We start from the raw sequence: 13,840 nt of genomic DNA, 5'->3' as shown, positions 1-13,840 counted from the left end.
AGTGATGATTGCCTTCTTGTGGCCGCGACGTTTTCTTAAACGGAGATAGCGGTTACGATAGATGAAAACATTTTTTCGTCTCTGTACAGCAGTAAGGCATCTCGCCCGAATACTCCGGTAAATGTTATTGTAGGTGCCCTTATTCTAAAAGAAGCCCTTGGTAATACAGACGATGAATTAGTAGAAGCTCTTATGTTTGACATTCGGTATCAGTACGCACTTCACACTACAAGCTTAGAGGAACAGCCGCTTAGTGACAGAACTCTCAGCAGATTCAGAGCACGTGTGCCGGCGTATGAAACAAAACACGATGTGGACTTGATTCATGAATGCATTGTTAAGATGGCGAAAGAGATTTCGGAGTTTATGAATATCTCTCCAAATATGCAGCGTATGGATAGTCTCATGATTTCAGCAAATATCAGAAATCTTTCACTGCTTGAGTTGTTTTACATTTGTGTAGCAAATCTTAAAAAGATTATGAACCAACGTGAAATAGAAATTCCGCAAGAGCAACATCACATGAAGCCGAGAATCTTATTCATCTGTGTGACAGTACTGGAGACTTCGACGATACAAGCATCTTAAACTGGTTACTACAAACTTTACAGAGCGTAAACCAGATGCAATTTATTCGAAATTCAGGTTCACAGAGGATGGACACTTTTTGATAGAATGCGTAAATGGCAGTTCTCCTGAAGAATGCACGTTTCCGTAATGGTGTAGAAGCAATCCCGTCTCTTCTCAGAAGAAGATATCATGCAGATAAGATACCAGCTCATGGAAAGAATAGAACTCGGTTTTATTTTGGTTTTAAAATAGCAGCATTGAATTTTCAAAGGCTATTGGATTATACCGATAGCCTGAACAACGATGGTCAAAAATCAAAAGTAGCCTAAAAATTCGTCGAATAGATATTCATCAAATAGCACCAAACTCCTATATTCTGTCATCTAAAACCATTTCGTGTTAAATTTTCAAGATACAAGTAAATATCAATTATTATTTAAGAGTCTTTTGACACCCTAATCTAATAAGAAAATCGCTCAAAGCCAACATTTTCATAACGTTTTGTGCCTTGAGCGAAGCGAAAGGAATGTATATAAAAATGAAAAAAATTGTAGCAGTTAAACATGTTATTGTATCGTTTATTACACTGATTTCCATATGGCAGATAGTATATGTGACAAGTCATTTCAATGAAGCGCTGTTTCCGTCCCCGCTGCACGCATGGAAAGCACTTGTGCAAATGGTTATTGATGGTTCCATATTTGTTCATATAGGAACAAGTATGTATCGCTTTGCAGTGGGATATATAAGCGCAATTGTTGTTGCTGTATTGTTGGGGCTTCTGCTTGGGTGGTTTACAGGAATATTTAATTATGTAAATCCCATTATACAGCTTTTAAGGCCGATTTCGCCAATGGCCTGGATGCCGTTTATTGTGCTTTGGTTTGGTATTGGTGATGTTCCGGCGATTGTAATTATTTTTATCGCAGCGTTTTTTCCTGTTCTCCTATCAACTGTTTCAGCAGTCAGCGGGGTTAATCCAATATATTTAAAGGTGTCAAAAAATTTTGGCGTCGGCCAGCCGCATATTTTATGGAAAGTTGTGTTTCCGGCTGCGTTCCCGCAAATTGCAAATGGCATACATTTAGCTCTCGGCACGGCTTGGGTATTTCTTGTTGCAGGTGAAATGACCGGTGCGCAGTCCGGGCTCGGTTACCAGATTATAGACGCAAGAAATAATCTTGAGTCCGATACCTTGCTTGCCACAATTGTTGTTATTGGATTTCTAGGTATATTGCTTGATGCATTGCTGAAGGTAATTGAAAAGCGCGTGCTTCGCTCGTGGGGAGGTGTTGCGTAATGTATATAGAAATAGAGAATGCGGGTAAAACTTTCCAGCAAAATGGCGAGAATTTCCGTGCGCTTGAAAATGTGTCATTGTCAATAGAAAAGGGAGAATTTATATGTCTTTTGGGTCCGTCGGGATGCGGTAAAAGTACGTTGTTAAATGCTATTGCCGGATTTGACCCGATAAACGAGGGCAGTATAAAAATAGATGGGAAAGAAGTCACACAGCCTTCAAGGGAGAACGTAACAATATTTCAGCATTACGGACTTTTGCCGTGGAGGACGGTACTGAAAAATGTAGAGTTTGGACTGGAACCGCAAAGAATATCAAAACATGAGCGCAGAGAAATTGCGGAAAAGTATGTGGAGCTTGTAGGTCTTTCGAAATTTAAACATTCATATCCGCGTCAGCTTTCGGGAGGCATGCAGCAAAGAGTGTCTATTGCCAGGGCGCTTGCGGTTGACCCTGAAATTATATTCATGGATGAGCCATTCGGCGCACTTGATGCAATTACAAGAATGAAGCTTCAGGATGATATTTTAGAGATTGCAAGCAGACAAAAAAAGACAATTATTTTTGTTACGCACGATATTGAAGAAGCCGTATTTCTTGCGGATAGAATTGTCGTGATGACACCGAATCCCGGAAAAATAAAATGTATTGTCCCCGTGCAGTTAAGACATAACAGGGATAGGACGGGCGATGATTTTGTGGCTATGCGTGATAAGATCTTTGAAATATTCAACATGAAGCATCATGATGAAATTGAATATATCATTTAAATGGAATGTCCCTTGAATAGACGCTGACAGTAACAGGCAAGTCACTGTTTCTGGAGGGCCAGAAGGAGTCTCTGCGGCGGCAGAAAGAATTTAAGGAAACGGCTCTGCCACTTACTGACTGAATCCTGTCCAAGGCCTACCCGGCCTGATATCTGCATGTTATCAAATCCGTCTGCAGTCAGGAGGATTATCTTTGCACACTGTACCTGGCGGGCTGAAAAAGTCCTGCTTCTGGCATATTTGGAAAAGATAGTGCGGATGGCTTCGGGTATTGTAACAGGGGCGGCAACAAATGGCATGTGAATGTTCTCCCTGGGTTTTCATTCTGTTACTCCGGCGGTTAAATATTGACAAATTTAGGCAAGTAGAAATGTCAGTTTATGTAAAAGAAAAATATCAAGTCTGCAAATAAAAAGTCAAGCAGAAATTAATGAACTTTGAAAATTTTATACAGGTTGAAAAAAGAGTACAACAACAAGACCACCGCAGTGCGCTGGTCTGAAGCCTGATAGATCTTTTCTGCTTTTGAGGCACTGAAGTTATAGCCTTTGCGTTTGCACCAGTTTTGATAGTGTTCAGTAAAGGCTTTCTGGGATTTTCCGCGTACACAGTCCACATGCCAGTAGGTATAGACAAAATCTACCCATTTCTGGCTGCCGTCACTACGGGCGGGGATGTCAAATAAGTCATTGGCTCCGGGATAGGATTGATCCAGAAGGGCAATGAGATTGTTTTTCATAGCAGTTTTCTGGTCTATATAAAAACCGAACTGCCGGTTCATTGTTTTGAGTTGGTTGCGTGTTTTATCCATGCTTCCACATTGCTTCAGTTTTGCCCAACGGTCAAGAGTATAACGGGTAATTTTTTTAGAATCCGCCTTATCTGTCTTGGGAGTACGAAGAGAATCAGCACCGAAATCCCTGATGAGGATCGGATTTTCAGCACTGACAAAGATACCGGCATCAGAGAGCCAGGTAGTAACCGGTTCGTAGTATCTGCCGGTATGCTCCATGCAGACTTTGGTTTCGCCGTTAAGGCCTTTGATCTGCTCAATGAGAGCATTGATAGCAGACTGGATATGTGGAATATCGCATGGCGGCATAAGAACAACATCTCCGGACATGCGGATTGTGACAGTACTTTTTCCTTTGGAAACATCGATACTAGCAGCGTTCATGATAAAAACTCCTTTGAAATGAATTAGCAATGGTCAATACCAGGTTTACTCATTGCCTATTCAAGCTACTGGGGATTTCACACGAACGGAGGAAGGTTCAACCTGCGTAAAACGAATGCTGCGAATGAGGGCCAGATCTATTGCCACACTCATTCTAACAGCTTAAGCAACAAGATGGGTAATTCCTTACTGGCTGTAAGGGGTATTAACCATAAATATATTGTAGTAGGAGGAAATACGGGAACTTTCTAAGCAATTGGGGCTTTCCACATGGAATAAACAGTCCTTTGCCTGTCTTTCTTCCTGTTTTGTATATGGAGAGACGATTAGCGAGGAACGGCTTGGAATGGTGGATAAAGCAGAGCAGCTGCTTCTTGATATGGATTTTCATCAGGCGAGGGTTCGCATTCATGGGCAGGAAAATGGGACAATTGCAAGAATGGAAGTGTTATCGGAAGTATTTTCCAGGTTAGTTTAGGAAGACAATCGTAAAAAGATATATTATTATTTGAAACAATTAGGTTTTTCCTATGTCACATTGGATTTGGGGAGAATATCGAACTGGCAGTATGAATGAGATCTTATAATAGCATGGACTGGAGGATAAATATTGGATTTACTGAAATTGGCAGAACAGTCAGTTTTCCGAAGCGTTCCAGACAATGTAAGGTTTGCGAGGATCATCCGCAGATAACAGATGTGAGAGTAAATAGTAAAGCATACCAGACAGAGGTATGTGGGTTATAAGATTTACGGATAGCTGGTTCATAGAAACATGTAATACCCATGTATTCTCAGTTTGTTTAAAATAAAAGAGACAAACAAAGAACAAAGCAAACTTAAAGAAACACCCTTTGGGTATACCATGATGCCTTGAAAAACAAGGCAAAATTAATGAAAGGATTATTTTACATATGGACTGCGGATTTGCAACAAAATGTATTTACGGAAATGGAAAAGATTTTGAAAAAGATAAGACAGGGGCAATCAGCTTCCCCATTTATCAGACCGCAACCTACGAACATCCGGAAGTGGGAAGGAGCACAGGATATGATTACAGCAGGCTTCAAAACCCCACAAGGCAGCAGGTGGAGAAGGTTGTGGCAGCATTGGAAGGTGGGGTAGATGCCCTGGCATTTTCTTCCGGCATGGCGGCGATTACTGCGATGATGGAATTATTTCAGCCGTGTGACCATCTTATCACAGATGCGGATCTTTACGGAGGCAGCATACGGTTATTTGACAATGTGAGTGAGAAAAATGGTATTACATTCAGCCATATTGACTGTTCCAGTGAAGATATAGAAAGCTTTATACAGAAGAACACAAAAGCAATCTTCGTAGAAACACCGACAAATCCTATGATGAATGTGGTAGATATCCGTAAAACTGCAGAAATAGCGAAAAGGCATGGATTGTTATTGATTGTGGATAATACATTTATGTCCCCATATTTTCAAAAGCCATTTGATTTAGGGGCTGATATTATCATACACAGCGGAACGAAATTCTTAGGGGGGCATAATGATACCCTTGCCGGATTTATTGTGGTGGGTTCACAGGAGATGTCGGATAAACTCCGCTTTTTCATTAAGACGGTGGGTTCAGGACTTGCACCGTTTGACAGTTGGCTGATTCTGAGGGGAATTAAGACATTGCCTCTCAGGATGGAGAAGGCACAGGAAAACGCAAAGGCGATTGTGGAGTTTCTGCGGGGAGAGGAGAAGGTAAAAAAAGTATATTATCCGGGAATTGAAGGTTCTAAGGGATATGAGATCTGTAAATCCCAGGCAAGCGGATTTGGCAGTATGCTCACTTTTGAAGTGGAAAGTAAAGAACTGGCCCTTCATATTTTAAAATTCACAAAATTGATACCATTTGCGGAAAGCCTTGGAGGAACCGAGACATTGCTTACCTACCCTGCCACCCAGACCCATGCAGATGTGTCGGAAGAAGTGCGTATGAAGAATGGAATCACAGAAAAGGTGCTTCGTTTGTCGGCAGGCATCGAGGACAAAGAAGATTTAATTCATGATTTAAAGCAAGCCATTGAGTCTTTTGAAGGCTAATGGAATGCGAATAAAAATTTGCGAATCATTCATGATAAGAGAGGATGGTGTATATGCAGGCAGAAAAGAATTTAGATTTTGATACCGTAACAGACCGAAGAGATACAGACTGTTTGAAATATGATTTTGCCAAGAGACGGGGCTACCCAAAGGATGTCCTGCCTCTTTGGGTAGCGGATATGGATTTTCGGACATCAAGTCTGATATTAGAGGCGATACATACAAGAGTGGAGCATGGCATTTTTGGCTATACGGAGAGCCGGGACAGCTATTTTGAAGCAGTGTCAGGCTGGATGAAAAGGAGACATGGCTGGGATGTGGAACGCAGATGGCTGGTGAAAACGCCGGGGGTGGTGTTTGCCCTGGCTATGGCAGTAAAAGCGTATTCCAAAGCAGGAGATGCGGTACTGATTCAGAAGCCGGTCTACTATCCCTTTACTGAGGTGATAGTAGATAATGAAAGAAAAGTAGTAAGCAATAATCTGATACTGGGAGAGGACGGAAAGTATCATATTGATTTTGAGGATTTAGAAAACAAAATAATAGAAAACAAGATACAATTGTTTTTGTTTTGCAGTCCCCACAATCCGGTAAGCAGGGTCTGGACGAAAGAGGAACTGGTTAGAATTGGAGAGATATGTCTGAAACATCATGTGGTTGTTGTAAGCGATGAGATTCATGAGGATTTTGTATTTGGTCACAGGAAACATTATGTTTTTGCAGACTTAAAGGAAGAGTTTCAGGATATTTCCATTACCTGCACTTCGCCGGCAAAGACCTTTAATCTGGCGGGGTTACAGATTTCCAATATATTTATACCGAATGCTGCCCTGCGGGGGAAATTCAAGAAACAGATCGCAGCGGCAGGCTACAGCCAGTTAAATATCATGGGGCTGACGGCCTGCGAGGCGGCTTACCGGTATGGAGACACATGGTATGAGGCAATGATGAGGTATGTAGAAAGCAATATTGATTTTGTGAGGGAGTATTTGAGAGAGAATCTTCCGCAGATCCATATGACAGAGCCGGAAGGGACTTACCTTCTATGGCTTGATTTTCGGAAACTTGGACTGCCAGAAAATGAACTGGAAGATTTGGTGGTAAAAAAAGCAAATCTCTGGCTGGATTCCGGTGCAATATTTGGCAGGGCAGGAGAAGGCTTTGAACGAATCAATGCTGCCTGTCCGAGAAGCATTTTAAATCGGGCCCTAAATCAACTGAAAGCAGCTATTCTAAGAGAGGCAGGTGACTAGAGATGCTTCACATTGACACGGAGGAAGCAAGGGAACTTTTGTTAAAGGGGGAGTTTGGGCTGGAAATGGAAGGGCTTCGTGTGGACAAAGATGGCTTTTTGTCCCATACGCCCCATCCGTTTGGAGAGCATACACATATCGTGCGGGATTTTTGTGAAAATCAGACGGAAATCAACACGAATATCGAAAAAAGCCCGAAGCATGCAGTGGAAGCATTAAGCAGATATTATATGGAAATTCAAAATACACTGGAGAAATTACCGGAGCCGGAATATCTCTGGCCGTTTTCAAATCCACCCTATATCCAGAATGAAGAAGATATTCCGGTAGCAAAATTTAGCGGTATGGAATCATCGAAAACGGTATACAGGGATTATCTGTCTGACCGTTATGGCAGGTATAAAATGGCATTTTCCGGTATTCATATCAATTATTCCTTCTCAGAAGAGCTTTTAAAAAAGGATTTTAATAGAACAGGCTTGTCAGATTTTAAGGATTATAAAAATCAGTTATATCTGGACCTGGCAGAAAGGCTGGCAGCTTATGGCTGGATATTGGTAGCAGTGACAGCTGCAAGTCCGGTACTGGATTCCTCCTATGTGGAAAAGGGAAAGTTTGATGGGGATTTATTTATGGGTCTTGCATCTGTAAGGTGCAGCGAACTTGGATATTGGAATTTCTTTGCGCCGATATTAAATTATTCGGATTTGCAGGCTTATGTGGACAGCATTCATGAGTACATAGACGAAAAGTGGATCCAGGCACCGTCCGAATTGTATTATCCCATCCGTTTGAAGCCAAAGGGGGAGAATAATCTGAAGAGCCTGTTAGAAAACGGTGTGAATCATATTGAGCTTCGCATGTTTGATTTAAATCCCCTTGCAGAGTATGGAGTGGACGAAAGGGACATTGCCTTCGCCCAGCTTCTCATGGGCTGGCTTGCCTCTACGCCGAAACAGAAATTTTCAGAAAAGGATCAGGTGCAGGCAATCCAAAACTTTAAAAATGCAGCGCATTATGATTTGAAAACGGTAAAGATTATCGTGCCGAATGGAGAGGTGTATTCCGTGGTTCAGGCAGCATTAAATGTGATTGGCTTTATGAAGGAGTTTTATGAAGGATATTCGCAGGAAGTAAAGGAAATCCTAGCGTTTGAGGAGTCGAAATTTACGGAGGCTTGGAACCGTTATGCATGGCAGATACGAAAATTGTATGGAAAAGGATATGTGAAAAAAGGATTGAAGCTGGCAGAAAAGAAGCAGAAGGAAAGCAGGTGAGAGCCGGTGTGTGAATTATTTGGCATAAGCAGCACGAAAAAAGTCAGGGTAAATGAATATTTAAAAGAATTCTTTTCCCATAGCGTGGAGCATCCCCATGGCTGGGGCATGGCAGCCTTTTATGAGGGCGTGGCATCCATAGAAAAAGAACCAATACAGGCATTAAAAAGCAGTTATTTGAAAGAAAGGCTGCGGCATAAGATAGAAGTTAGTACTATGATCGCCCATATCCGGCTCGCCACGGTAGGCTCTATGGATTATGAAAACTGCCATCCCTTTGTAAGGCAGGATAATTACGGAAGGAGATGGACTCTGGCACATAACGGAACCATGTTTGATGCTCCTGCCTTAAACCCTTATTTTTACGGGCAGGAAGGACAGACCGATAGCGAGAGGCTTCTTTATTATTTTATTGACAAAATAAATAAAAAGCAGAAATCCCTTAGACGGAGTTTAACAGAGCAGGAACGCTTTGAGTTTTTAGACGGATTGATAGGCGGTATGGCAGCAGGGAATAAGACGAATCTGCTGTTTTATGATGGAAGTGTAATGTATGTGCATACGAATTACAGGGATTCCTTATACTATGCTACAGAACAGGATGCCGTCCTGTTTGCGACTGTCCCACTATCAGACAAACAGGAATGGAAAGCGGTACCGTTTATGCGGCTGATGGCATGGCGGGATGGAAGACATTTATATACCGGTCATAAGCATGGTCATGAATATAAGGATAATGCAAAGGATATGCAGTTTCTTTTTCTGGATTCTTCCGCATTATAGAAGGACTGGTTATAACAGCAGGTTATAACCAGTTCTAATTTTTTGCTTTCTTTAAATTGAAAAAAGTGATTGACATGGAAACAAAGAGTTAATATAGTAACATACATACAATAACATATAAAACCTATGAAATAAATAGGCAATAAAGAAGAAAAATAAATTTTGAGGTAATCAGTTATGTCAGAACTCAAAGAGAGTGCATTGGAATTAATCGGAGGGTCACCATTACTGAAACTTAGCCGCTACAGCGAGAAAGTAGGCGTTACCGGGGCAAACATCATCGCAAAGCTGGAGTATCTGAATCCGGCAGGTTCCGTAAAGAACAGAATTGCTTTGGCAATGATTGAGGATGCAGAAAAGGGTGGTAAATTAAAACCGGGAGCTACGATTATTGAGCCTACCAGCGGAAATACGGACATCGGCCTTGCGGCGCTTGCAGCAGCAAAGGGCTATAAGGCAATCCACTTTATTCTTATGAAAAAGGCGGTGTTTATATGCAAGATAAGCCAGTGGAATCTTCAGGTAAGGATTTTCTATATCTTGCCCATTACCTTAAAATATCAGATGATGATACATATGCAATAGGTGATGGTAATAATGACTTTGGCTTAATCAGCAGTGTCAGATATCCGATTGCAATGGGAAATGCCAATCAAAAGATAAAAGAAGCTGCAAGATGGATAACGAATTATAATGCTCATGATGGTATTGCAAAGGTGATTGATATGGCTTTCCATACTATTAGGAAAGTCAAATTTTATGATTTGGATGATGTGGTAAGAATTGAACAGGAATGCTTTCCGATAGAAGAGGCTGCAACAAGAGAACAGTTGTCGGCAAGAATTGAAACTTTTAGCAGTCATTTTTATATATTGGAATATGCAGGAGTGCCTATTGGGTTTATAAATGGCATGGTAACAAATGGAGAAGCCATTACGGATGAAATGTATGAAGATGAAAATATGCATATAGAAACAGGAGAGTGGCAGACCGTATTTGGATTAGATATAGTAAAGAATTTCAGGCATCAGGGATATGCCAGCGAATTGATGCAGGAATTTATCGGCAAGGCAAGAGAAGAAAAACAAAAAGAAGTAGTTTTAACCTGCAAGGAACAGTTGATTTCTTTTTATGAGCAGTTTGGTTTCTGCAATATGGGTATATCCGGGTCCGTTCATGGTGGAGCTGTTTGGTATGATATGAAATTAAGCCTGATATAAGAAAAAATTATAGCCAAATATAAGCTATCCATATTATACAAAGCCAGAAAAATATATTATACTGCATTTAAATTTAAGAAAGAAATGAAAGGAGCGATGCTTATGCATGGAAATTTGGGAAAAGTTATGAAAGGACGAATGTGTTGTATGCGTAGCATTTGTATGAAGAAATAACAGGATGGTGAAATAGATAGAAATGAATTAAATTAGTGAACCATAAAAATGTATTTTGGGAGGATTTCATTATGAGTGAATATAAATTTGAAACATTGCAGTTACATGTAGGACAGGAGCAGGCAGATCCGGCAACGGATTCAAGGGCAGTGCCGATTTACCAGACAACATCTTATGTGTTCCATAATTCTGCCCATGCTGCAGCAAGATTTGGACTTACCGATGCAGGGAATATTTATGGAAGACTTACAAACTCCACACAGGATGTGCTGGAAAAGAGACTTGCAGCCTTAGAGGGAGGTGTTGCAGCATTGGCATTAGCCAGCGGTGCGGCAGCCATTACATATACCATTCAGGCACTGGCACAGGCAGGCGACCATATTGTCTCGCAGAAGACCATTTATGGCGGTACGTTCAATCTTTTGGCACACACCTTAAAGCAGTACGGAATCGAGACAACCTTTGTGGATGCACATAACCTTGATGAACTGGAGGGAGCAATACGCCCGAATACGAAAGCAGTCTTTTTGGAGACACTAGGAAATCCAAACTCGGATATACCTGATATTGATGCAATTTCAGAAATTGCACATAAACATGGGCTTCCGCTTGCAATTGACAATACCTTTGGAACGCCATATTTAATCCGTCCGATTGAGCATGGTGCAGACATCGTAGTGCATTCAGCCACAAAATTCATTGGCGGGCATGGAACCACCCTAGGGGGAATTATTGTGGATTCCGGTAAATTTGACTGGAAGGCAAGTGGGAAATATGCCAATATTGCAGATGCCAATCCAAGCTATCACGGTGTGTCCTTCGTGGATGCCGCAGGTTCTGCCGCATTTGTTACTTATATCAGGGCGATATTGCTCCGTGATACGGGTGCAACCATATCACCGTTCAATGCATTCCTTCTGTTACAGGGAGTGGAAACACTTTCGCTTAGACTGGACAGACACGCAGAGAACACAAAGAAGGTTGTGGAGTATCTGGCAAAGCATCCGCAGGTAGAGCATGTGAACCATCCATCGTTGCCGGATCATCCGGATCATGCTTTATATAACAAGTATTTCCCGAATGGCGGCGCATCCATCTTTACCTTTGAGATTAAAGGGGGGCAGGAAGAGGCCCACAAATTTATTGACAATCTTGAGATTTTTTCGCTGCTTGCCAATGTTGCGGATGTAAAGAGCCTTGTCATCCATCCGGCAACCACCACACATAGCCAGTTGTCTGAGGAAGAATTGCTGGATCAGGGGATTAAGTCGAATACAATCCGTCTTTCTATTGGAACAGAGCATATTGACGATATCATTGCAGATTTGGAAAAGGGCTTTGCTGCGGTTCGTGGTTAAAGGGAAGTTGTCCTGATGCTTTTGGCTCATATCATGGATAAGATTTAAAGGGACAGGATAGGTATTTTTCAATATTTATCCTGTTTTTCTATGGGTAAGCCGTGTAAAGAAGATTGACAAGAAATTGGAAAGCAGTATTATTAAGTAAAAAACCTATAAAAACAATAGGTGAGATAGGAGGAATAAGAATTGGAAAATTTGATTTACTTAGACAATGCGGCTACTACAAAAGTGAACCATGAGGTATTTGAGGCAATGAAACCATACTTTGAGGAGAAATATGGAAATGCCTCCGGTATTTATACATTTGCAGGAAAAGCAAAAAAGGCTGTGGACGATGCAAGGGAAACCGTTGCTTCGTTTTTAGGTGTAAAACCGAATGAAATCTATTTTACCGGCGGCGGGAGTGAATCCGATAACTGGGCATTGAAGGCCACTGCCTATACATTGAAAGAAAAGGGAAACCATATCATAACTTCCAAGATTGAGCATCATGCCATTCTGCATACATGTAAATTTATGGAAATGCAGGGTTTTGAAGTGACATATCTGGATGTGGATGAAAATGGGGTGGTAAAGCTTGACGATTTAAAGGCAGCCATCCGACCGACCACGATTCTTATTTCGATTATGTTTGCCAATAATGAAATCGGGACAATCGAGCCAATCAGGGAAATCGGGGAGATTGCAAAAGAGCATAACATTTTGTTCCATACAGATGCCGTGCAGGCATATGGCCATCTTCCAATCAATGTGGAAGAGCTTCATATAGACATGCTTTCTGCCAGCGGGCATAAGATTAGCGGACCAAAAGGCATCGGTATCCTGTATATGAAAAACACTGTAAAAATCGGCTCATTTATTCACGGAGGCGCACAGGAGCGTGGCAGGAGGGCAGGAACGCATAACACACCGGGGATTGTGGGTTTTGCAAAGGCTACAGAAATTGCTGCTGCCAATATGGAAAGGCGTGCAAGACAGGAGACGGAGCTTAGGGATTACTTGATTGAAAGAGTGTTAGATGAGATTCCGTATGCCAGATTAAACGGTCACAGGGAAAATAGATTGTCCAATAATGCTAATTTCTGCTTCCGTTTCATAGAGGGAGAATCTCTTTTAATTCTGCTTGACCAGAATGGGATATGTGGATCCAGCGGTTCGGCATGTACTTCCGGTTCACTGGATCCGTCCCATGTGCTTCTTGCTATAGGGCTGCCGCATGAGATCGCACATGGCTCCCTCCGGCTTACACTTTCGGATGAGACAACAAAAGAAGAGATTGATGTTGTTATAGAAAAGCTAAAGGAAATCGTAAAGAGACTTCGCAGTATGTCCCCGTTATATGAGGACTTTATCGGGAAGGAGGCGAAATCCTCCTGATAGGGTAAAGGATGAAATAGATAGACTGAAATTAGGAGGATTACAGGCATGAGTCAGGTGATTGAATACAGTGAAAAAGTAATGGAACATTTTAATCATCCGAGAAATGTGGGAGAAATTGAAAATCCCAGCGGTGTCGGTACGGTTGGAAATGCCAAGTGCGGGGAAATTATGAGGATTTATCTGGATGTGGATGAAAACGGAGTAATCAGAGACTGCAAGTTCAAGACATTTTGCTGTGGTGCAGCAGTGGCGACAAGCAGTATGGCTACGGAAATGGTAATCGGGAAAACGGTGCAGGAAGCACTTACAGTGACAAACAAAGCAGTAATGGAAGCATTGGATGGATTGCCGTCAGTTAAGGTACACTGTTCCCTGCTGCAGAGGAAGCAATTCATGCCGCACTTTAGGACTATGCATAGAAAAACAACATTGAAATTGAAGGGCTGAAGCCGCCGGTAGACGATATTGATGAGACAGAAAAATTTTATGAGTTGTCCGGTGATTAA

Annotated in this window: 11 protein-coding genes and 4 pseudogenes; 13 read left to right on the top strand and 2 right to left on the bottom strand. The window is 41.7% G+C overall.

Annotated features, from left to right (window positions below; all coding sequences use genetic code 11):
• Positions 1-45 precede the first annotated feature (45 nt).
• From P8F77_RS11425 to P8F77_RS11415, 3 genes are all read left to right on the top strand, one after another.
• Positions 46-588 carry a transposase gene (locus tag P8F77_RS11425; protein ID WP_330625576.1) on the top strand — a complete coding sequence of 181 codons (543 nt, stop codon included), beginning with the start codon at positions 46-48 and terminating at the stop codon, positions 586-588.
• Between the two features lie 490 nt (positions 589-1,078).
• Positions 1,079-1,870: an ABC transporter permease gene (locus P8F77_RS11420; RefSeq protein WP_347256134.1), complete on the top strand. Its 792-nt coding sequence runs from the start codon at positions 1,079-1,081 to the stop codon at positions 1,868-1,870.
• The gene (locus P8F77_RS11415; protein ID WP_287517461.1) at positions 1,870-2,640 is read left to right on the top strand and encodes an ABC transporter ATP-binding protein; all 771 of its coding nucleotides are present in this window, start codon (positions 1,870-1,872) and stop codon (positions 2,638-2,640) included. Before P8F77_RS11420 ends, P8F77_RS11415 begins: the two co-directional genes overlap by 1 nt.
• Before the next feature lie 41 nt (positions 2,641-2,681).
• Here the strand turns inward: P8F77_RS11415 and P8F77_RS11410 are convergent, their stop codons facing one another.
• Entirely contained in the window at positions 2,682-2,939 is a 258-nt protein-coding gene (locus P8F77_RS11410; protein ID WP_287517460.1) for a hypothetical protein, read from the bottom strand.
• A 194-nt stretch (positions 2,940-3,133) separates the two neighbouring features.
• Positions 3,134-3,817 (bottom strand): annotated as a pseudogene (locus P8F77_RS11405) (transposase); the annotation flags it as partial.
• A gap of 232 nt (positions 3,818-4,049) precedes the next feature.
• Here P8F77_RS11405 and P8F77_RS11400 point away from each other — a divergent pair.
• From P8F77_RS11400 to nifU, 10 genes and pseudogenes are all read left to right on the top strand, one after another.
• A pseudogene (locus P8F77_RS11400) lies at positions 4,050-4,404 on the top strand (TIGR00268 family protein); the annotation flags it as partial.
• Between the two features lie 327 nt (positions 4,405-4,731).
• Positions 4,732-5,886: a PLP-dependent aspartate aminotransferase family protein gene (locus P8F77_RS11395; RefSeq protein WP_287517459.1), complete on the top strand. Its 1,155-nt coding sequence runs from the start codon at positions 4,732-4,734 to the stop codon at positions 5,884-5,886.
• 53 nt (positions 5,887-5,939) lie between these two features.
• Positions 5,940-7,139 (top strand): MalY/PatB family protein, encoded by a 1,200-nt coding sequence (locus P8F77_RS11390; protein WP_287517458.1) that lies wholly within the window; start codon positions 5,940-5,942, stop codon positions 7,137-7,139.
• Positions 7,140-7,141: 2 nt separating this feature from the next.
• Positions 7,142-8,416, top strand: coding sequence for a hypothetical protein (locus P8F77_RS11385; RefSeq protein WP_287517456.1), 1,275 nt, complete (start codon positions 7,142-7,144; stop codon positions 8,414-8,416).
• Positions 8,417-8,422: 6 nt separating this feature from the next.
• Positions 8,423-9,199: a class II glutamine amidotransferase gene (locus tag P8F77_RS11380; protein ID WP_287517454.1), complete on the top strand. Its 777-nt coding sequence runs from the start codon at positions 8,423-8,425 to the stop codon at positions 9,197-9,199.
• Between the two features lie 177 nt (positions 9,200-9,376).
• Positions 9,377-9,661: pseudogene (locus P8F77_RS11375) on the top strand (pyridoxal-phosphate dependent enzyme); the annotation flags it as partial.
• Between the two features lie 32 nt (positions 9,662-9,693).
• Positions 9,694-10,419: a GNAT family N-acetyltransferase gene (locus P8F77_RS11370; RefSeq protein ID WP_330625568.1), complete on the top strand. Its 726-nt coding sequence runs from the start codon at positions 9,694-9,696 to the stop codon at positions 10,417-10,419.
• Between the two features lie 245 nt (positions 10,420-10,664).
• Positions 10,665-11,951, top strand: a complete 1,287-nt coding sequence (locus tag P8F77_RS11365) for an O-acetylhomoserine aminocarboxypropyltransferase/cysteine synthase (protein ID WP_287517452.1) — start codon at positions 10,665-10,667, stop codon at positions 11,949-11,951.
• A 189-nt stretch (positions 11,952-12,140) separates the two neighbouring features.
• The gene (gene nifS, locus P8F77_RS11360; protein WP_287517451.1) at positions 12,141-13,331 is read left to right on the top strand and encodes a cysteine desulfurase NifS; all 1,191 of its coding nucleotides are present in this window, start codon (positions 12,141-12,143) and stop codon (positions 13,329-13,331) included.
• 48 nt (positions 13,332-13,379) lie between these two features.
• A pseudogene (nifU, locus tag P8F77_RS11355) lies at positions 13,380-13,840 on the top strand (Fe-S cluster assembly scaffold protein NifU).

The sequence above is a fragment of the Anaerostipes sp. PC18 genome (assembly GCF_039789045.1).
GTDB lineage: Bacteria > Bacillota > Clostridia > Lachnospirales > Lachnospiraceae > Anaerostipes > Anaerostipes hominis.
Note: the sequence above shows the minus strand (reverse complement) of the source record. Positions and strands in the feature narration are given on the sequence as shown.

What these genes read in the sequence shown, in the direction of transcription:
- P8F77_RS11390 (WP_287517458.1), top strand. Translation starts at nt 5,940, where the DNA reads ATGCAGGCAGAAAAGAATTTAGATTTTGATACCGTAACAGACCGAAGA.
- P8F77_RS11385 (WP_287517456.1), top strand. Translation starts at nt 7,142, where the DNA reads ATGCTTCACATTGACACGGAGGAAGCAAGGGAACTTTTGTTAAAGGGG.
- P8F77_RS11395 (WP_287517459.1), top strand. Translation starts at nt 4,732, where the DNA reads ATGGACTGCGGATTTGCAACAAAATGTATTTACGGAAATGGAAAAGAT.
- P8F77_RS11410 (WP_287517460.1), bottom strand. Translation starts at nt 2,939, where the DNA reads ATGCCATTTGTTGCCGCCCCTGTTACAATACCCGAAGCCATCCGCACT.
- P8F77_RS11370 (WP_330625568.1), top strand. Translation starts at nt 9,694, where the DNA reads ATGCAAGATAAGCCAGTGGAATCTTCAGGTAAGGATTTTCTATATCTT.
- P8F77_RS11365 (WP_287517452.1), top strand. Translation starts at nt 10,665, where the DNA reads ATGAGTGAATATAAATTTGAAACATTGCAGTTACATGTAGGACAGGAG.
- P8F77_RS11415 (WP_287517461.1), top strand. Translation starts at nt 1,870, where the DNA reads ATGTATATAGAAATAGAGAATGCGGGTAAAACTTTCCAGCAAAATGGC.